Annotated in this window: 15 protein-coding genes and 2 pseudogenes; 2 read left to right on the forward strand and 15 right to left on the reverse strand. The window is 68.2% G+C overall.

The genetic code is table 11. The features are described 5' to 3' along the window. Nucleotides 1–20: 20 nt before the first annotated feature. From ACQP0U_RS24485 to ACQP0U_RS24530, 10 genes are all read right to left on the reverse strand, one after another. Nucleotides 21–1,214 (reverse strand): tyrosine-type recombinase/integrase, encoded by a 1,194-nt coding sequence (locus tag ACQP0U_RS24485; RefSeq protein ID WP_433311240.1) that lies wholly within the window; start codon nucleotides 1,212–1,214, stop codon nucleotides 21–23. Between the two features lie 3 nt (nucleotides 1,215–1,217). Further along, nucleotides 1,218–1,415, reverse strand: a complete 198-nt coding sequence (locus ACQP0U_RS24490) for a helix-turn-helix domain-containing protein (protein WP_110565749.1) — start codon at nucleotides 1,413–1,415, stop codon at nucleotides 1,218–1,220. 83 nt (nucleotides 1,416–1,498) lie between these two features. After that, on the reverse strand, nucleotides 1,499–3,067 hold the full coding sequence (locus ACQP0U_RS24495) for a replication initiator (RefSeq protein ID WP_433311243.1): 1,569 nt from the start codon (nucleotides 3,065–3,067) through the stop codon (nucleotides 1,499–1,501). Beyond that, on the reverse strand, nucleotides 3,064–4,119 hold the full coding sequence (locus ACQP0U_RS24500; RefSeq protein WP_433311246.1) for a hypothetical protein: 1,056 nt from the start codon (nucleotides 4,117–4,119) through the stop codon (nucleotides 3,064–3,066). The genes ACQP0U_RS24495 and ACQP0U_RS24500 overlap by 4 nt, the downstream gene beginning before the upstream one ends. After that, entirely contained in the window at nucleotides 4,116–4,796 is a 681-nt protein-coding gene (locus ACQP0U_RS24505; RefSeq protein WP_433311248.1) for a hypothetical protein, read from the reverse strand. Before ACQP0U_RS24505 ends, ACQP0U_RS24500 begins: the two co-directional genes overlap by 4 nt. Next, nucleotides 4,793–5,209, reverse strand: a complete 417-nt coding sequence (locus ACQP0U_RS24510) for a DUF6197 family protein (protein ID WP_433311251.1) — start codon at nucleotides 5,207–5,209, stop codon at nucleotides 4,793–4,795. The genes ACQP0U_RS24505 and ACQP0U_RS24510 overlap by 4 nt, the downstream gene beginning before the upstream one ends. Nucleotides 5,210–5,299: 90 nt before the next feature. Continuing rightward, nucleotides 5,300–5,629 (reverse strand): hypothetical protein, encoded by a 330-nt coding sequence (locus tag ACQP0U_RS24515; protein WP_433311254.1) that lies wholly within the window; start codon nucleotides 5,627–5,629, stop codon nucleotides 5,300–5,302. Further along, nucleotides 5,626–6,432 (reverse strand): FtsK/SpoIIIE domain-containing protein, encoded by an 807-nt coding sequence (locus ACQP0U_RS24520; RefSeq protein ID WP_433321089.1) that lies wholly within the window; start codon nucleotides 6,430–6,432, stop codon nucleotides 5,626–5,628. The genes ACQP0U_RS24515 and ACQP0U_RS24520 overlap by 4 nt, the downstream gene beginning before the upstream one ends. Before the next feature lie 50 nt (nucleotides 6,433–6,482). Further along, a complete protein-coding gene (locus ACQP0U_RS24525; RefSeq protein WP_433321092.1) occupies nucleotides 6,483–6,947 on the reverse strand; it encodes a single-stranded DNA-binding protein in 465 nt (154 codons plus the stop codon). Between the two features lie 68 nt (nucleotides 6,948–7,015). After that, the gene (locus ACQP0U_RS24530; RefSeq protein ID WP_433311257.1) at nucleotides 7,016–7,864 is read right to left on the reverse strand and encodes a hypothetical protein; all 849 of its coding nucleotides are present in this window, start codon (nucleotides 7,862–7,864) and stop codon (nucleotides 7,016–7,018) included. A 222-nt stretch (nucleotides 7,865–8,086) separates the two neighbouring features. On the opposite strand from ACQP0U_RS24530, the gene ACQP0U_RS24535 reads away from it, so the two are divergent. Continuing rightward, a complete protein-coding gene (locus ACQP0U_RS24535) occupies nucleotides 8,087–9,343 on the forward strand; it encodes a helix-turn-helix domain-containing protein (RefSeq protein WP_433311259.1) in 1,257 nt (418 codons plus the stop codon). Between the two features lie 417 nt (nucleotides 9,344–9,760). Here the strand turns inward: ACQP0U_RS24535 and ACQP0U_RS24540 are convergent, their stop codons facing one another. Next, a complete protein-coding gene (locus ACQP0U_RS24540; RefSeq protein ID WP_433311262.1) occupies nucleotides 9,761–11,230 on the reverse strand; it encodes a hypothetical protein in 1,470 nt (489 codons plus the stop codon). A 195-nt stretch (nucleotides 11,231–11,425) separates the two neighbouring features. Then, the gene (locus ACQP0U_RS24545; protein ID WP_433311264.1) at nucleotides 11,426–15,106 is read right to left on the reverse strand and encodes an NACHT domain-containing protein; all 3,681 of its coding nucleotides are present in this window, start codon (nucleotides 15,104–15,106) and stop codon (nucleotides 11,426–11,428) included. Between the two features lie 627 nt (nucleotides 15,107–15,733). Here ACQP0U_RS24545 and ACQP0U_RS24550 point away from each other — a divergent pair. Beyond that, nucleotides 15,734–15,979 carry a hypothetical protein gene (locus ACQP0U_RS24550; protein ID WP_433311267.1) on the forward strand — a complete coding sequence of 82 codons (246 nt, stop codon included), beginning with the start codon at nucleotides 15,734–15,736 and terminating at the stop codon, nucleotides 15,977–15,979. Between the two features lie 823 nt (nucleotides 15,980–16,802). Here the strand turns inward: ACQP0U_RS24550 and mptB (ACQP0U_RS24555) are convergent. The 3 genes and pseudogenes from mptB (ACQP0U_RS24555) to mptB (ACQP0U_RS24565) form a co-directional block, all read right to left on the reverse strand. Next, a pseudogene (gene mptB, locus ACQP0U_RS24555) lies at nucleotides 16,803–17,669 on the reverse strand (polyprenol phosphomannose-dependent alpha 1,6 mannosyltransferase MptB); the annotation flags it as partial. A gap of 189 nt (nucleotides 17,670–17,858) precedes the next feature. After that, a pseudogene (mptB, locus tag ACQP0U_RS24560) lies at nucleotides 17,859–18,468 on the reverse strand (polyprenol phosphomannose-dependent alpha 1,6 mannosyltransferase MptB); the annotation flags it as partial. A gap of 14 nt (nucleotides 18,469–18,482) precedes the next feature. Beyond that, entirely contained in the window at nucleotides 18,483–19,883 is a 1,401-nt protein-coding gene (gene mptB, locus ACQP0U_RS24565; protein WP_433311270.1) for a polyprenol phosphomannose-dependent alpha 1,6 mannosyltransferase MptB, read from the reverse strand. Between the last annotated feature and the right edge of the window lie 40 nt (nucleotides 19,884–19,923).

The following is a 19,923-nucleotide window of genomic DNA, read 5'->3' on the forward strand; positions in this document are numbered from 1 at the left end:
GGACGGCGGTCATGCCCGGCTCACAGCCGGCGTGGCCGCCGTTTCGTGTTGGCCGAGCGCACCGTCGATGAGCAGCCGGGTCCGGTCGAGCACGTCCGGCCACTCGTGCACGTAGGTGTTGAGCGTGATGGTCGGCGTGCTGTGCCCAACGCGAGCTGCACCGTCTTCACCGACGCGCCCGCGTGGATCAGGACCGTCGCGTAGTAGTGCCGTAGTCCGTGAATCCCCCACCGCGCCGGCAGGCCGACCGCTTCCCGGGCGCTCGCCCACGTCCGCGAGAAGGTCGCCGCGTTGACGGGCTCGCCGCCGACACCCTTGAACAGCAGGCGTGCGGCCCGGCGGACCGGCCGGCGACGGTCCGTGTCGTCGTCGACCTCGACCGCGTCGCACCCGTCGGCCAGGTGCTGACGCAGCGCCACCGCCACGACATCAGGCAGCTCGACGGTGCGGGCGCTGGTGCTGGTCTTGACTGGTCCGAGGAACGGCTGACGGCCCTTGAGCACCTTCAGTTGGCGTCGGACGTGCACCTCCCGCACGCCGAAGTCGACGTCTTCCACATCCAAGCCGAGGATTTCACCCAGGCGCAGCCCGCAACCGGCCGCGAGATAGACCGTCGCGGCCAACCGGGCCGGCAGCAGACGCGCCAGGTCGTGCACCTGCTCCGCCGTGGGAAGGACCCGGCTTCCCCGGCCGACCGGCGGAAGCCGAATGCCCTTGTCGCACGGGCTGGCCGAGATCAGCCGGTCACGCACCGCCATCGCGAACATCGAGCTGAGGTAGCTGTAGACCACCCGCAGCGTGGTCGGAGCAAGGACCGTCGACCGATCCCGAACCCATCCCTGGATGTGGCTCGGGCGGACATCCTTGATCTGCTGCGCGCCCAGTCCCGGCAGCACGTGGAGCCGGACAGCGTGCTCTACCCGGACGGTTGTGCTGTCCGTGTGGAGTTGGGCGTCCCGCCACAGCGAGGCGAGGGCCGCGACGGTGATGCGGCCCGCCCGGTCATCGATGTACTGGCCCCGGCTCAGGTCGGCGCGCACGTTGGCGTCGTGGCGGTCGGCATCCACCTTCCGCTCGAACAACTGCGTACGCGCCTCGCCGAGGTTGTCCGTCCAGCGGACCCGCCACCGCTTGCCCCGACCGTGCCGTTTCGACGGCAGCCGCGAACCGTCAGCCGCCCGCCCGTTCAGGTACCACAGGTCATCGACGGGCATGGCCTACGCCGCCTGCTCCGCTACCCAAGACCGCACATCCTGCGGGTCGTACCTCAGATGCCGTCCGACCTTGGCCGCCGGTGGCCCGAAACGGCGGTGCCGCCACTGGTACAGCGTGCCGACCGGCACGCCCAGGAAGGCGGAGACATCCTCCACCGTCCACAGCCGGTCGACAGCGCTTGTCTGCCTCTGCGTGCTCATCGGTCCAGTGCTCCAATCAACGACTGCGATGGCCGACTGTCGGCCGATTTGGTGTCAAGGTGGGCTTGACGCTGAATCGCGCGTCAGGCGACGAGGGCCTGCAGGTACTCACGTGCCGCGTCTTGGTGCTCTCGGGCCATCGCGGCGGAGGCGTTGGCGAGCAGCGCGTCAGCGGTGGTGTGCCAGCCGGCGCCCACGAATTGCAGGAAGTTGACCACCAGCGTCGTCGGCTCGGTGTCGGCCGCGGCTTCCTGCGGCCCGCTGCTCTGGGCGCGGCGGAACACGACGCGTTGGTTGCGCAGCAGGGCGAAGGTGATCGAGTAGCGGCGGGACTTGGTGAGGAAGTGGCCGCCGAAGCCGAGCATGTGCGCCCAGCGGCGCAGCCGCCGCCAGTCCCGGGGAATGCCGAGCATCCAGCACGCGTCAACCAGTCGTTCGGTGTGGGTGCCGGCCGGGTCGGCGAATATGTCGATGGTGTCGCTGGTCAGCCGATTCGAGGCGTGGCCGGTTACCTCGGTCGACTTGGTGGCGTACTTGGCCAGGTACGCGGCGACCTGGGCGTCGGTCACCTCACCCCGCCCGGCCACGGTGATTACCTTGGTGAGCACCTGAGTGCCCCAGGCGATCTGCCAGCCACCGGGGTGGGCGGGATGGTCGGGGGTGGTGAAGCCGACGGTGGCGGCGGCGTGGTCGACGGCGGCCACCAGGTCGTCGGCGTCGAGCTGCGGCGGGGCCGGGACGATGGCGTCCGGGTCGTCGGGGTCGCGGCCGTCGAGGCGGATGATGGCGTGGAAGTGCACGACGCCGCGTCGTTGCATCTCGGCGGCTTTGCCGAACGACAGCCGCACTGGGGACACCCACCGGGTCTTGCCGGCGCATTCGGAGACGACCGGGACATTGGGGATGCCGCGAGCCTTCGCCAGGCGGTGCATGTAGCGGTTGATGGCGATGGTGGTGCGCCGCCACAGCTCCCCGGCCGAGAGGTTCCAGACCGCTTGGGCGTCGTGGTCGTAGCAGTCCAGGCACAGCGGCGTGCCCAACCGGGCGTCCGTCTCCTCGTGGCGAGCGAAGCAGACCAGCCGCACGCCGTGCGGGCAGACCGTCAACTCCCGGCGAGCGTGGCAGGGCTCCGGCCGGCAGTCGCACGAGCTGCGGCGGGTGCAGGTGTGCCGCTTGACGTAGCGGGTGTGCACCTCGCCGAACGACGGGGCGGTGAAGGTCGGGAACACCGCCGGATGGTGCGCCACCTGCTCCGGTACGCCCTTGCCGCCGACGAGGCCGGCGCGCACGACCTGGTAGGCGTCGCGTTGGTAGAGCCTGGAGCAGGTCGGGCACACGGCGGCGCGTCGGTTGCCGCACGGCTTGTAGATGACGCCGTCGGGCATGTCGGCCGTTGACCGCTCGGACAGGAGGCGGCCGGTGGCGACCTCCACGGTGGCCATCGTGCCGACCAGGCGGACCGGGCGGGTGCAGCCGGCGGCCGGGCGGACGTGGCGAAGCCATTCGGCAAGGTCGGGTTGGGTTAGCCGGGCGGCGGCTTGCAGTCTGATGTCGGCGGAGGTGGCGTACCAGGGTGGGGCGGTCGGCTCGGCGCACGGGGCCGTACCCGAAGCAGGTGCTTCGGGTACGACGGTCAGCGTCGAGACGGTCAACGGGTCGCCTTCACGGCGCGTCCGTTGGCGGATCGGACGGGTCGGTTGTCGGTGTTGGGGTCGAGGTCCAGGACCGCGAGGGCTTGCGTGGCCTCATCGGAGGTCACCTTGAGGCGGACGGCCAGTTGGCCCGGGGTGATCGGCGTGCCGTGCTCGGTGCGGTACTGCTTCGCGACGCGGGTCGCTCGGGCGAGCAGGTCCGGGGCCACGATCGGCAGGGGAAGTTGGGCAGCGTCAGACGCGGTGACAGGAGTGTCAGTGGTGGACGGTGCCAACGTCGGTGCCGGGGCGGTCTCGGGCTTGCTCGGTCGGGGACGGGCGAGGCGGGCAGTCACATCGAGTGCGGACGTCGACGGCTCCGGGGTGGGGGCCGGTCGCGGTGCGGTGATCCGGGTGGCTAACTGGGCCGGGGTCGGGATCTCGGGCTGGGCCGGCGTCAGTGCCGGTTCAGCCATGTCGATGGTCGGCATGATGGGCAGCTTGGGCCGGCCGGGCGGCGGTGCCGGGGCGGCGGGAACGGTCATGGTTGGGGTTGGCGTCTCGGCGGGTGCCGGGACGGTGCCGGTGGTGGCGGTCAGGGTTCGGCCGCTTTCCCGGCGGAGCAGAGCGCGCATGTGCACGGCCAGTCCGGCGACGGCCGGGGGCAGTGCGCCGACGATCGCGGCCAGGACCACGCGCCAGGGTTCGACGTTGGTGGACATGGTGTCTAGCAGGTGGTAGGCCGACTGGGCAGCGATGCCGATGCCGGCCGCACCGTAGGTGTTCTTCTTGGCGAATGCGGCGACCCGTGCGGGCACGGGAGCCATCCACAGCACCAGGGCGACGACCACGTAGCCGTCGACCGCGATGGGCATCAGCCAGGCCAGGGCGAGGCTGACCGAGGTGCCGGGGATCGTGATGCGGGCGGTGAAGCCGGCGAGTTCGGCCAGCGCGATCCAGGTGGAGGCGGACAGGCCGAACGACGCGGCCAGGACCGCCCACGAGGCGATCGACGCCAACCGGGGCTCACCGGCCACCAGCCGGGTAGAGGTTGGATTCGGGTTGGTGGTCACGCCGTGGCCCTCCCATCAGCGAGGCCGAACAAAGCCGGCTCGTCGGCGGAAGGCAGCGACGTGGGTTGGGCCGCCCTGCGGGATGCCGTCCGGTTGGACCGGGCGGTCTTGAGGTTGTGCAGGTCGGCGAACTGGTCAGGCGTCAGGATGCTGAGCGCCTGCTTGTCCTCGCCACGTCGCCGGTAGAGCAGCGGGCGGACGGTGGCGTTGGTCGGGCAGTCCGTCACCCCGTCGGGGTAGCGGAAGCCGCAGCCCGGACACAGTGACCGTGCCGGGCTACCGGGGTGGTGATCGGCGAACACCTGCGCGAGGATCGCCACCGTGACGCCGAGGCCGGCGCGGACAAGCCGCTCGTCCAGGGCGATCCGGTCGGCGCGATCGCCGTAGCGCATCTGCACCGCCTGCCGAGACACGCCCAGCCGGTCGGCGATCTCCGCCCAGGAGTACCGGTACGGAGGCTGCCGCAGACCGGTGACAGCGAGCCGGGTCATGGCGTCCACATCGGTGGACAGCGCCGCGAGTGACCGCAGCGCCTCGATGTCGCCGGCAGCGACCCGACGGGCATACGCCCGCAGGATGCGCCGCACGAACGCGTCGAACTCGGTGGTTTCCACCGACCGCTTGGCGCGCTTGGTACGGGTGCGCGTCAAGCCGGGCTTGACGGTGTTCTTGTTCATGCCGCACCAGTGTTGGTGCGGTCCCACGCATCGGCCGCCGCGTTCAGCGCGGCGATGACAGCGTCGGCGGTCTGGCCCCTGGCGTCGTTGAAGTCGTAGGCGTTGTCCAGCCTCTCGTAGTACTGGCTGTCGCCGAATCGGAGGGCCAAGTACCAGTCGAGGTAGGTCAACGCGGCAGCGAAGTCAGCGAACTCCGGGGCGTCGAACATCTGAGCCGGGGCGTCGACAGGTCCGCCGTAGCAGACCATGCCGACCGCGCCGACCAGACAGGCCGGGGGCGTGAACGACCCCGACGTGGCGTCGTAGTAGGCGCCCTGCGTCCAGCCGTGGCGGGACAGGTACAGGGCGGCGTCCCGCAGCGTGCGGGCCGGGGTGGTCACCTGCTCGGTAACCGTGTTTTGGGTAGCGTGCATGACGGCAGCTCCTTCCGGGCTGTTGATGGGGCGGGTCGGCTGTCTCCGGGGTGCTTTCTCAGGGCTGATCCCGGTGCTGCCGGCCCGTTTCTATCGGGTTCGGCGCTGGGGGCGGACCATCCGCCGCAGGGCCGCGTCGAACTCGGTGACGATCCGCATCAGGTGCGCCCGGGCGTTGGTGTCGCCGGCCACGAGGCTGATGCGGGTGCGGATCTCGGCGTGCTGGCTGCCGTCGGCGGCCAGCACCCGGGTCAGGACCACCACACCGCGACCGGGAACCCGCAGGGTCACCGGCTGTGCCCGGTGCTCGCCCAGGCCGCAGGCGTGCCCTCGGGCGCACCACTCCGGATGCGTCAGGTGGTCATCGGCGGCAGGCCAGGTCGGAGACGTGGCCGGCCGGGGTCGAATACGGATACTCATGCGGCACGCTCCCGACGAAGGCCGGCCCGCATCCGGGCGGCATAGGTCGCGATCCGGGCGCAGGCCTCGTCATCCAGGTACGCGGCTTTGATCAGTTGCGGGGTGCCGCCCTCGGCGATGAGCAAGCCCACCCCGGGGTTGGTCGGGCTGATCGTGTTCGACGACCAGCCACGGTCTGCCCACCCGTGCCCCAGAACGATGTCGGAGGACACGTTGGTGGTGCACCGGAAGGCGCACCGCCAGGCGAACAGGTCCCGCAGGCTCGTCGGGATGATGTCCGACGAAGGGCGTTGCGTCGCCGCGACGACGATGATGCCGACCGCCCGGCCCCGAGCCACCAGGTCCCGCAGCAGACCCGCGAAGTCCTCCCGGGTCTTCTTGTCCCCGACGGTGGCCGAGAAGTAGGCGATCTCATCGATGGCGACCAGGATCGGGCTGAACACGTCATCGCGTTGGGTCTTCCGGCGGCCCTCCACTTCCAGGTAGGCGTACCGGTTGTCCATCACGATCTGCATCCGCCGCAGCGTGGCCAGGGCATGCGTGATGTCCGGGCCGACGAACACGTCCGCGCAGCTCTTCCACTGACCCAACTCCACCTGCTTGCCATCCAGCAGGCACAGCCGACAGTCCAGGGATAGGGCCGCGTGAGCCACGATCAGGTTCAGCAGGGTCGACTTGCCGCCGCCCGGTTCCCCACCGATCAACAAGTTGCGGTAGATCAGCGGGACCCGCACCGGGTGGCCGAACTCGTCCACCCCGACATGCACCGGGTCGAAGATCGACACGGCCGGGTCAGCGGGCATGCCACCCGGTACGGCGGGCACGGTCAGCGTCGACATCAGCGCACCGCCGCTCAGGCCGCCGACGCCGTCGCGGCGGTCGACCACGGGTCATCCGCCGGCGTCTCCGGAGTGAACCCGTCCCCGTTGCGGGTGCGGGCCATCTTCTTCACCGTCGCCGTGGCGAACCGCAGCGACGGTCCGACCTCGTCGACGTCCAGGCCGTACGCGGAGCGCTTCTCGCCCTCCTCGTTCTCCCACCGCGACAGCCGCAGCCGCCCGGCCACCACCACGCGGGTGCCCTTGGCAAGGGACTCGGCGATGTGCTCCGCCAGGTCCCGCCACGCGGTGCAGGTCAGGAACAGCGGGTCACCGTCGCGGTACTCGCCCGAGTTGCGGTCGAACACCCGAGGCGTGGACGCCACGGTGAACTTCACCAGCGCCACCCCGGCCGGGGTGAACCGCAGCTCCGGGTCGGCGGTCAGGTTGCCGACCACCGTCACGGTCGTGTCGTTTGCCATTGCGATCTCCTCCGAGATTGATGGAGGTGAACCCCCCTGTTGGCGGTCACCGCACACACCCCGGTCAGGGCGTGTGAGTCTTGATTTCAGCGGCGCGGATTGCGCTGCTCCGGTGCCGGCTCCGGCACGTCGAGCAGGTCCAGGCCCAACGGCGGCATAGCCGGCGATACCGGGGCGTCCTCGTCGCGCATCCACGCCACCCAGGCCGACAGCGGCGACGCCACCAGACCGGTCAGCGGGTCACGACGGGTGATGTCGACCCGCACCAGGGCGGCATGCTTGGCCGACGCGCGGACCATCCGCGCCTCGCCCGCCCAGCAGGCCACCGCGAGCTTGTCCGCCTTGCCGTCCAGGTCCGTCAGGTCCAGGCCCGGTCGCAGCCACACCCACACCCGCTCACCGGCCGGGGTCGGCCGCGCCCACAGGATCAGCGGCAGCCGACCCGGGTGCAGCCGCGACGCGGAGCGGATGAACTCCGCGAAGCACAACCGCAGCCGGTGCCGCACCACCACGCACCACACCCACGCCGACACCCGCCGACGAAGCCGGCCGACACCGAAGACCACGGCCAGTGCCACGGCCAGGAGCACCAGCGGCACCGCCGGATGCGTCGCCCGAGACAGGTACGCCATGCCCACGAAAACCGTGACCGCAGTGACGATCTCGAACGCCCACCACCACAGCGCCCGCAGCGCCGGCCACACCCGGACCACGGACGCGACCACCAGACCGCACACCCCGCCGGACAACAGCCCGACCACCACCGCGAGCACCAGCGGCAGCGCCACCGACGCGGTAGCGGCCACCACCAGGGCGACGGACGCCGCCACGACGAGGAACGCCACCCGAGCCTTCTGCGCGTACGACCGCGACACCGGCGTCTCCACCAGCGTCACCGCGCCCACCGGGCGCTCACCGAACAACCTTCCTGCCATGCCTCGACTCCCCTCGGTGGTCCAAATTACTAACCGAGTTAGTACTCCGGACGTTACGACACCGCGCCGTTGATCGCCAGCCCCAACGGGTCAGTGATCTTCGGACAACGGAACTTGTAGATATGACGATCGCTCAGCTATTCAGCCAACGACAGGTGTCACTGCGGGGTCAGGCCACTGTCCCCTTCCCTGTCACCCCGGTGGCGGGGCCATACTGGGCTTATGGGAGACACGGGCAGCGCGGGCGAGGGCCGGCCTCTGTGGGCTCGGCGCATCCGGAATGAACGGGCCGCCCGAGGGTGGTCGCAAGCCGAGGCGGTTGAAGCCCTTCGGGCGCACGCCTCGTCCGAGCTGCCGTCAAACGGCAGCCTGCTCCGCAACTGGAAGCGCTGGGAGTCGGGCGACGCTGAGCCGGACGACTTCTACAAGACCCTCATCGCGGCGACGTTCGGCACTGTCACCGCTGCGTCCTTCCCCCGACGTGGCCGCGATGACATCGACAAGACCCTGATCGCCGGCACCGGCTTGGACACCCTCGAAATCGTGACCCGGATGCGTGCGTCCGACCTGTCCCAAGCGACCCTAGAAGGGCTACGCATTACCGCCGACAGACTGTGCAGCGAGTATCCCTATGCCGACTCGGCAGACTTGCGCATTGAGGGACACGCGTGGCTGCGGCGCATGACGGCACTTCTCGACGCGCGCCTCACGCTCGCCCAGCACAGGGAGCTGCTTACCTTGGCGGGAACGGTCGCCCTTCTGGTGGGTTGCGTTGAGTACGACATGGGTCGACGCACCGAAGCCGAGGCGACCCGCAGGGCAGCGTTGCAGCTCGGAGAAGAGTCCGGGGACGTGAACGTCATCGGTTGGGCGCAGGAGATGCGAGCGTGGTACGCGCTAACCGCAGGTGACTTTCGCGGCGTAGTCGCCGCCGCCGAAGCAGGCGAGGCAGCCGCGCCGCACCACAGCGTGGCAGTCCAACTAGCCGCCCAGCGGGCGAAAGCGTGGGCGCGAATGGGGGACCGGCGTCAAGTCGAGCTTGCCCTAGACCAAGGCCGCCGCATCCTTGAAGGGCTGCCGTACCCGGAGAACCTGGATCACCACTTCGTGGTCGACCCGGCCAAGTTCGACTTCTACGCGATGGACTGCTACCGGATCGTCGGCGAGAACGGGCTTGCCGAGGTCTACGCGGACGAGGTGATCCGCTCATCCACTGACAGCAGCGGCATCGTACGCAAGCCGATGAGAGTGGCGGAAGCACAGATCACCCTTGGGGTCGTGGCCGCACGAGCCGGCAACTTGGATCGTGCCGTCGACCTCGGCCGCCAGGCGCTCAGCGGGAACCGGCGGTCGCTGCCATCGCTCGCCATGGTGGCCACGGACCTATCGTCAGTGCTGACGAAGCAGTACCCGGACGCGCCAGAGACGCGGGACTTCGCAGACGAGCTGCGGGCAGTCAAGACCGCACCGAGCGCCTAGCGTTCAGCGTCGTCGCCCGAAGGCGATTGAAGCTCCGCCCGCGACCTGCCGCCGACACCGGGTCGCGGTCGCGCCTCATGCCAGCTGACGATGTGCGCCGGCCGCCACACGTGCGTCCGTCCAACGGTGAGGTCGGGCGCGGGCATTTGCCCCCGCTTCCGGTACGTCGCCACCGTGCCGACCCGCACCCCGAGGTATGCGGCGACGTCCGAGGTCGTCCACCACTCCGCGTCGAGGTCAGGGTTCGTCACGTTCGACATTCTGCCCGCGTTGGACGTTCAACGCACGTACGCACCGGTTGAGTGGCGGGGTGCATGCCGCAGCCACGTGGAGGGCATGGACGATCTACGCATAGCGACTAATATGCTGCCCCCGACTTAGGGTTTCTTGGCCACAACCGAAGGCGTGCCTTGAGGGTCAGTAGGTCTCGATCTCAGCGAAGCGGTCAATGTCAACCTCCACACCCGTATCGAAATCGCCACCAATCACCAACTTCCCCTCCTGCTTGTGAATCATGTCAAACCTAAAGCTCTTCCAGCATGGAACCATAGGGTTGATGAGCACTTCCCCGCCCGCCAGGTGAAAGGTATTGAAGCTTACTTCAAGCATGCCGGGGGTGTCTCCTGACGGCCTGATACGCAGATCTCTTCCGGTGAACTTCCCCGGACCAATTCGAATCTCTGTCGGACCGTCCGCTTTAACATCAAGGTTTACGTATGAATCGCCCGATATCTGAGAGGGCACCGAGATTTCTGTGTCTTGAGTCGTAACGTCATTCAGAACAAGGCGGCCCGTTAGCTTATAGGCATGCATGGAGAGTCGTGTGCGGGACAGTCGACTCTCTGAAAGATCCACTTCTCCATCAATCACCGAGTGCCGCTGCTGGAAGAAGAACACTTCGCTATCCGCGTCAAACTTCAGCGCCGAGTCCGAGACCTCGGCCTGTCTCAGCAGGAGGTGACTGCTAGACCCGACTCTCATGCGGTCTAGCTCAAAGGAGGATTCGGTGACTGTCGTCTCGTCGAAGCAAACCACGCTTTCTCCCCCGAGTTCGGTGCCTTGCATCATAATCTTGAAGCTGTGGAAGCTTGATCCAGTGAAGTCCAAGACAGCATCCTGGAGTGTTGCCGCCCTAAGCCTCAATTCACCATTTCGGAAGACGCAATTTCGGAATTGAAGGCGGACTCCTTCGAGCTTGACCTGATCCAAATCCACATTGTCAAAGTGCCCTCCAGAGAAGTCGAGCTCTTGCGAGTGCCAGGCGCCCCTGCTGCCTGGGTCCAGCAAGCGGGCGCGAACCGCTTTCCAGGCGGTTCGACGAACCTCACTCTCGCCGAGATCTGGAGTATCTGATTTCAAATCGAGCGTAGGTAGCCGCAGGTATGAGCAAATGGCCATGACGCAGGGCGTTCGCCCTTCGAACCAGTCATCAGCAAGGACCGCCATGGAGTGCAAGCCGGCGAGGCGGGCGGAGGGCCGCTCATGGGACAACAGCTCGGCGGCTTTTACATATCGGTCCGAATATACCTGCTGGTCAGCGCGGAGTCCTTCGCGTTCCGCTAGAACCTGCTTTCGGAATGCATAGACAGCGCCAAGTGACGCTCCAGTGAGAGCTGTCAGACTAACTGCAGCCGTCAAAACGGCTGGCAGAGTTTTATCATTCGGGGCCTTGAATCCAGAGAGGATGGCGACAGTAGTCCAAAGAAATAAGAAAAACGTAACGAACAAGACGACGGCAGCCATAGCCGCGACAGGAAGGAGGAGGTGCAACCCTCCGTCGAGCCGCGGATTCCCAAGCTCCGAGATCCCCTTTACTACTGCTGACCTAGTCCCCCGCAGGCGCTGCCTTAAGGTTGGTGCCGAGAACATGTCCGCTGTACCGGTCACCGCTTCTCCCGTTCGAATGCTGTGGCGCGCCTGGGTGGCATTGATTCGGCTGAGGGCCCCGGGGGCCCAAGGACGATCAGCCGATCCGAGTTGGCTCCGGCCCCGGCCACTCTCCGGGAGGCGGGGTGCCTCCGTCCTGCACGAATTGCGCCAGGCAGGTTCACGATGGCGGGGACCGCCTACATCACATGCTTCTTAGCCTGTTCCTAGAAACCAGCTCCTGGATTGGGCTACCTGGCTAAGTGGTTCATCGCGGTGCATCCGCGAAATGGCTTTCTCGGCTGCGATGACCCAGCCAAGCGGATACTTGCCGGCGTCATCTAAGATTGTTTTGAGTAGCCGCGGGGGAATGCGGTCGAGCATGTCGTCGCGCAATGCGATGGCAACGTCGGGTCCGTAGGCGCGGATGCCGTCAAGAAGTGCCGCCGAGGGGCGCTCCAGCATGCGGAAGGTCAGCCCGTGAAGTCCGGGCCAGCCAGCGCGACCGAATCGCCCCATGTCTGCGAGTTGCTCGTCAGGTATGCCTGCCAGTTGGCCATCGTCATCGTGCTGGTGATGGGCGATAAGTAGCGCCGTAAGGGTGTCGTAGGGCTCAAACCCGTCCGGGTTGTCACCGGGCAGCGCCCCCCGGGCATCAAGGGTCCGCCCCCCTTGGGCCGTGGACAGGTCCTCCGCGGCAGTCCGCTCGTCCACGTCATCAGGTCCTGTCTGGTACAGGAAGCCAGCAGGAAGCCGCCGGGCGAGCCCTGAGAGACCGATACGACTGGAGCTGCTGCTGAGAGCCCGCTGCAGGGCTGCTGGCAGGGTGCGTACGGCGGCGTCAAGCCGGTCAATGTTAGCAAGGACAACGTTGCTGTTGCCAACGCAGATCAGGGCGAGGCACCAGGTTGCTCGCGACAGTGGATCTGCGTGTGCGTCGAAGTGCCACTCCCACCAACCGGCGTCCGAGCGACCGAATCGGATCGCTTGGAGCAACGTGCCGTAATCAGGGTTGGGGCCGAAGGGTTCTGCCCCTTTGGTAAAGGTGCCGCCGGTTGTCCAACGCTTATCCGAGATGGCTGCGCCGATAACGGCGAGCTCGGCGCCGAGCCAGCAGGGGCCGTACAGAGCGGCGATCTCCCTTGCGGTGTCGCTCCAAATTGACGTTGTGCCGGTCTGACCACGGCCGAGTCGCATCGCTTCGAGGATCCGAGCGAAACGGGGATCGCGCTCCAGAAGGCGCCGCTGCGCCTCCCTGCGCGTACGGTCGCGTTTCTGTCCATCGGGCGCCTGCAGCCTACTCGGGGCCGACGGATCCCAGGTATCCCTAACCGCCTTGGCCAGGAACCGCCTCGGATTAAGCACCTGAATCAAGTCGCCCGCAATGCCGCTAACCGCGCCCAGCCTCGCGTCGGAGCACTGTCCGTCGAGTACAGCTTGGACCATCTGTCGTTCGAGTGCCGACCCCGGAGTCGCCTTCACGCCTGCGCTCAATGCCAGCTCAGCGGCTTCCCCGCAGCCGATCTTGAGCCTTTCGGTCTGATCCATTTCCATCGCGGCCCCGCCCCGAAGCGGCACGCCGAGGCGAAGCCATGCCATCTCATCTCCAGTGCCCGCTGCAGCGGCCATCCTCGGTGCCCACCAATCGGCCGAGACGCCGTCGAGTTGCAGGGCAAGGTTGAGACGCTCCCGGCTCATGCTGTCGCCTGGCGCTGCCTCGACTCTCTGCAGCAGGACTGAGACCAGGTGGTCCGCCCCGCGGTCGTGGGTCAGCGGCCGGGCGGCCCGCGCGTGTAACGGGGTCCCTTGTCCTCGGTCGAGCTCGTCCAGGATGAGGCGCACGCTAAGTGCATCGACGAACAACTGCGTAGCTCGCTTCAGCGCTCGTTTCTGCCGGGTGAAAACACCGTCGGACAACAGCGTCCAAGCGGCGAGCCGGACCTGCATCGGACGCGAATGGCTTTCGAACTCCTCTTCCAGAACGTCTACCAGCCCTGACAACTCGTTCGGATCGGCAAAACCGGCGAAGAATCGGCAGGTATTTAACCAGTAGGATCGCCGAGCAAGTTCCCCCAGGATGGTCGACTTATCGAAGGTCCGCAGGTCGGCGCCGGCGAAGCCCCAAAGATAGGCGGCGGCGAAAAATTCTCGCATTGTTTGGATGTCGAACTCAAATGTGCCTTGCACTTTGCTGGTCAGCGCCCACACACGTTCAGTCACAGCGGTAAAGAGATCGTCGACGAGAGTCGTGTCCTTCTCGACATCGTCGAGATAGTTGAGGATCGCCTTACGGAGAGTCCTTGTCGGCACTCGGCCGGCCGCAGCATCCGTCTCAGCATTCGCCTGCAGATACCAGCCGAGGAAGGCCGTGACCTCTTCGAGGTCGTCACGGTGCTCGTGGACCGAAGGGCTCTTCTCCGACTCCCGGTCGAGGAAGGTCTCCATGTACGCCTTGAAGAGCTGGGTCCGCCCATCCGGGACTGAGTCACCGCGCTTCTGAATTAGATACAGCAGAATCGTCAGCTGCATTGGGTTATCGGCAAGATGCTCAATGTGCGGCTCGATCGATCGCTGGCGGAACGTGCCTTCCAAGGCACGACGAGGCGCACCTCGCAGACCGCGGGCGTCCGCCCACTTCCGGAGATATGCGGTGCGGAGCGCGGGGCTGAGGGGGATCAGCGCGATCGTCTCGAACTTGTCCGCAGACGGCTCCGCCAGTCCCGAGGCGTTCGGACGTGTGGTCACGATCAGCTGCGATGTCGTGGTGCCGGTGCTCATGCGCGCGGCGAGCTCGTTGATCTCCTTTACCACACGTGCTCTGGTTTCCTGATGGGCCACCTCATCCAGACCGTCGAGAACGATGAGCATCGGAAACCGATTGATCACGTCGGTGACGAGGTCGACGGAGACCTCGATGCCCGGGCCTCGAGAGGTCATCAGATGCGCGAGGAACTTCTCGAGCGACGGCCATAGACGTCGCTGGCGGACCGGCGGTGCCTCGTCCTCCGCGAACGGGTCCTCTCCTGCCCGCCATCGGGCGTAGTCGCGCAGGTCGACCCGCAATGGCAGCCTGGGGGTTTCCACAGTCAGCGCCGGTCGTGGTCCGGCGAAATACCGGCCCTCAGGGAGAAAGGCACCGCGATGAAGTTGGCACAGATATTGCGCGAGGGTCGACTTGCCCTGCCCGGGTTCGCCACGTACCAGAGTCAGCGGCTGGGCAGTGCTGAGAAGATACTGGGCCGCCCCGCCGAGCCTCGTCTCCTCCTTCAAAGCTTGCGCTGAGTCCGGGAGACTGGCCGGCGCAGGCCGCGATGGAGCCCGGTGTGGCGCTCCTCGCAGGCTGTAGCGAATCCTTTCGTCGGGCGCGGCGATCCGAGTAGCCTCCACATCGACGAAAAGGTCCAGCAAATTGTAGGTATCCAGCTCGACCTGCCGGAATTTGACTTTCGCGTCCTCTTCCCATTGGGTCGCGATCACCTGAAGCAGTAGTTTACGAAGCCCTTGCTCTTTGGCGGCAACATTGTCAGCTTCGATGACATACCGGACTGCGTCCTGGCCGGCGAGCATCTCGGGGTATGACCAGAGCAGCTGCCGAGGCGCGCTGTCGACACGTGCATCGAGGTCCGCACGCCACCAGCACGTCATCGGAATGCCAAACTGCCTCGAGTACTCGTCCAATTTCACATCGAGCTTGTCCATGCTGCCCGTGGCAGGCGCGCTCGTTCCCGCGATGCACGTTATTAGCACGTAGGACTGGGCGCCATCGGCCACGAGGCGCTTGATGTTGTCCTTCTCCTCGTTGATGGTCGAGGTAAGCCAAGTGATCGGGTTCTTGGCCGACTCCTTCGCCCATTTGACCTGATAGATGACGGCGGGCTTGCCCTCACTCTTCAGCACGGCATCTCGCCCGCCGTCCCTCTGGCCGACCGGGAAGCACGTAACGCCGGGATGCTGCAACGCCAGCAGAGCGCTGACCAACTGCTGGAAGCGCTTCTCGTGGAGCCGTTCGTACAGGTACCGCTCCGAACTTCCGCTTAGACCATTCGGCATGGGTGACGACAACTCCCGCGGGACCAGTGTGAGGCTGCAGTGTGAGGCTACGCCGCCAGCTCGCGCGGGGACACAGCCAAACTCCGCGAGTTCCATCCGAGTTGAGGCGGGCACCAGGGCCTGCAGCTAGGCGAGCGGGGTCGCACGGGCGGCGAGGAGCAGGTACGCGCTTCTGCCGCCTACCGCGCGCCGACTGTGTCGCGAGTCAATTGACGGACGAGCCTCGCGCATCAGTTGACGGAGGACGGTTCGGCCGCCTTCTAGCCGGTGAGAACTTTCCATACGTCTTCAAGGCGGCCCTACGGGCCGCTGCGTGCCACTCGGGGCACGCCGCGCCTTGCCGCTTCGCTACCGGCGCGGCGACCCCGGCGGCACGCGAACTCCGGCGGGCACGACGAAGCCCGCGTCCACCGAGGTACAGCAGACGCGGGCTTCGGCTTGGTGCTATCAGCCCGCCGATGGCACCCTGCCGAGATGGAAGAACACCCAGGAGGCCCGCTCGCCGATTCCGAAGTGGCAACCATGTTCCGCCTGTTGGCGCGGTTTGCTGAGCACGACCTGGACCAGTGGGACAACTGGCGACTGGAGACGTCCTACGGACCGGTGTACATCAACGTCAGCCGAGCGCTGGGACCGGGCTGGCAAGACGATGCGTTCACCCCTGTTTGGCCGCTGCCACGTTTCAAGGACGCCAGCCAGGGCGACGCCTCCGGCGGGTAGGGCCTCCGGCCCTACGACCCGGGGATGGCCTCCGGCGGCCGGGGCTACTCGCCCCGGACCCTCGGCGACTCTGGGATGCCCCGGCCGCGACCGGGGACCCGTCGCACACCGGAGGCCACCAGACCGCGCCGACCTGGTCCAGGTCGTACGTCCAGTGGGGCGCTCCACCTGGACCAGGTCGGCGCGGCCCGGCAGGGCGGAGCCTGCGCGACGGGATGCCGCACCGGTCACCATCGGAATCGCTCGCACACAACCCCACGCCATGATCATTAGGTACACGAGGGGTACAGATGCCGCCTGGAAACAGTGCATAACGATGGAAGTTGATATACGGCGTATGGCCCGCTCAGCGCCTTGATCGACCGCGCTCCCCCAGGTCAGCCACCATGCGCGGTTAGTTCGCCATGTACTACGACTGCTGAGCAGTCCACTGCACGACGACTGCCGAGCAGTCGCTGGAACACCGGCCGGGCCGGCTCCGCTCACCGCGGAGCCGGCCCGGCTCGCTCTGCACCGCCCCCACCTCGCCGCCCCGCCCCGCCCCGCCTCGCCGCCCCGCCCCGCCCCGCGCCGCCCCGCGCGAAGATCTGCGCAACTTCGGGGAAAGTGCTGCCTCCGACGCGCCGGAAGCAGCACTTTCCCCGAAGTTGCGCAGATCTTGGGCCGGGCCCGAAGTGAGATCGCGCTTGATCCTGGTTCTAGTGGTGTCCGGCGCCCAAGAAGCCACTACATCCATGTTCGAGCACGATCTTGACCGCACCGTGACGATGATCATGAGGTTGGCGAGGCGTTCCGTCCGGATTGTCGCCCGCCAACCTCATGATCAACGGGGCTGGCGGCGGGCGATGGTGCGCAGGAGGACGGTCAGCAGCAGGGCTGTCATCGCCAGGGCGCCGGGGGCCTTCGTGAAGCGGGCCAGGTTGGTGCCGTCGGGCAGGGCGAGGAAGGCTGCCCCTGCGGCGGGCAGCACGAACCACGTCGTACGGGCGGCGGTGAGCGCGAGCAGCGCCAGTGGCCAGGTCGCGTACCAGGGGTGGAAGACCGGGGACAGGACGACTGTGGCGACGAGAGCCAGTGCCGCACCGTGCAGCGCCACCCGGGACCGCGCCACCGCATCCTCGGGATCCGCCGTGTCGTCGAACCCGCGCAGCACCTGCCAGGTCCGCCACCAGAGCACCACCAGCACCCCGACGAGCAGCAGCAGCGCGACCGCCCGGACTACCGGCACCGCCTGCGGATCCCGGCCGACAAGCGCGCCGGCGTAGTCCACCACGAAGCCCACGGCGGTGGGTGGTGACGTCCACTGCTCCGAGTCGCCACTGTGGGTCAGCCCGCCCACCCAGCCGAACCCGAGGCCGGACACCGCCGAGGTGACCAGCAGCGCGGCGAGCAACCCACCGGCCAGCCAACCACAGTGGCGCAGCAACGCCCGTACGGTGTACCGGCCAGGCATCGCGGCCAGCACGGCGAAGGGCACCACCACCACGGCACTGGCCTTCACCGTGACCGCCAGTCCGAGCAGCGCTCCGGCCAGCAGCAACGCCGCCGGTCGACCCGGCCGGCGGACCGCGATCAGCAGCCCACACAGCAGCAGGCCCAGCATCACGGCGTCGTTGTGCGCACCGGCCACCAGGTGTACGCCGACCAGCGGACCGGCCAGCGCCAACCAGGCCACCCGCCGGGCCGGCACCGGGGCCGCCCACCCGGCCGGCTCCCCGGCATCCGCCCGGTCGGCATCCCCGGCCCCCGTCCGGTCGACACAACCGGGCCCCGCTCGGCCGGCACCCCGGCTAGCCGCTCGGCCGGAGCCCCCGCCTCCGCCTGGCCGGCTCCCCCGGCCCCCGTCCGGCCGACACAACCGGGCCCCGCTCGGCCGGCACCCCGGTTGCCCGCGCCAGACCGGGCAGGCAGAGGGCGGCCAGCAGCAGCCCCGCCACGGCGATCACGCGCAGCGCCACGATCGTGCCGGTGAGCCCGCCGCCGACGCCGACCGCGAACGCCGCGAGCAGGACGAACACCGGCCCGTACGGTGCCGGGGTGTCCCGCCAGATCGGCGCCACGGTGTCCAGCCAGGGACAGCCCGCCGCCGCGACCCCGACGGTGTACGGGTCGACGCCGTGCGCGTACGTCCAGCCCTGGCAGGCGTACGAGTAGACGTCCCGGCTGCCCAGCGGTGGCGCGACCAGCAGCGGTAGTGCCCACAGCCCAGCGGTGACGTACGCCCAACGGGTCGACGGCGGGCCCTCGCGCAGCGACCACCACGCCCCGACCAGCAGGACGGTCCCGAGCAGCCAGCAGGTGAGCGTGGCCGGGCCGTCCGGGGCTCGCCAGATCGACGCGGGTGTCACGCCCAGCGGGGCGTCGGGCAGCGCCCCGCCGAGGTATCCGGCCACGGCGAGCAGGACCGCCCCGGCCAGGCCGGCATACCGGGCACCCGAGGCCGACAACGATACGGAGAACGGCGGGACGGGCGGGCCGGGAGCGGTCACCGGCGCACCTTCCCTCAGTCGGCGGCGACCGGCTGACGGGCCGCCCGAGCCGACCGTACCAATCGGATGACCAGCACAATCACCAACAGCGTCATCAGTGGCGCCCCGACCGTCTTGGTGTACCGGGGCAGCCCGGTGCCGTCGGGCAGCACCAGGAACGACGCGACCAGGGCGACAACTGTGAACCACCTGGTCCGCTGGGCGGTGGCGGCCAGCACGAACAGCGGCCAGGTCCAGTACCAGGGGTGCACGACGGGGGCGAGCGCGACGGTGAGGGCGAGCGCGAGGCCGGCGTGGTACAGCGGGTCACGGGTGCGGGCGCGCCACCAGAGCCAGACGAGCAGGACGGCCAGGAGGACCACGGCGATCCCGCGGGTGACCGGCAACGCGTCGATGTGAGCGCCGAACAGCGCCGCGACGTACCCGATCGTCTGCCCGACGGCTGTCGGCGGGGAGGTCCAGGCGATGGCGGCACCGCCCTGGGACAGCCCGCTGATCCACCCGAAGTCCAGCCCACCGGCGACTGTCACGCCGACCACTGTGGCGGCCGCGCCGCCGACCACCCAGCCGCCGTCGCTGATCAGCGTGCGGATCCGGTACGGCCCGACGGTGGCCGCCAGCGCGGCGAACGGCACCACCACCACGGCGGTCACCTTGATCGCCACCGCGACTCCGAGGAGCAGTCCGCCGACCAGCAGCATTCCGCGCCGGCCCGGGTGCGCCGCCACCACTGCGAGCCCACCGACCAACGCGGCGAGCATCAGCACGTCGTTGTGGGGACCACCGATCAGGTGCGCGGCGACCAGCGGGGAACCCAACGCCAGCCACACCGCCCGCTTCGCCGGCACGCCGGCCCGACGCGCCAGCGCTGGTAGGGCCCACGCGGTGAGGACCACGCCGACCAGCGACAGCGCCCGGAACACCACGATGCTGGCGGTCAGCGAACCGGTGGCCTTCACGACGGCGCCCGCGATGAGCACGAACAGCGGCCCGTACGGCGCCGGGGTGTCGCGCCAGATGACCGAGACCGTGTCCAGCCAGGGGCAGGGCAGCGCGGAGACGCCCTGCTCGTACGGGCTGATGCCGCCGACGAAGCTGGCGCCCTGGCAGGCGTACGCGTACACGTCCCGGCTGCCGAAGGGCGGTGCGACAAGCAACGGAAGCAGCCAGAGCCCGACGGTGACCACCGCCCATCGGGTCGAGGGTCCCCCGTCGCGCAGTGCCCACCAGGCGTACGCCATCAGGCCGGTGCCGACCGCCCAGGCGGCGAGGATCAGCGGGCCGTTGGGCCCCTGCCAGATGCTGACCGGGGTGCTGCGCAGGGGGCCACTGGGGAACGCGCCGCCGAGGAAAGCGGAGAGCGCGAGCAGCATCGAGCCGGCCAGGCCGGTCCAGCGCGCGAGGTGGGAAGGCACGCCGGACATGCTGCCAGCATCACGGCGGGGTGCCGACGGC

Source organism: Micromonospora sp. CA-269861 (assembly GCF_050948505.1).
GTDB lineage: Bacteria > Actinomycetota > Actinomycetes > Mycobacteriales > Micromonosporaceae > Micromonospora.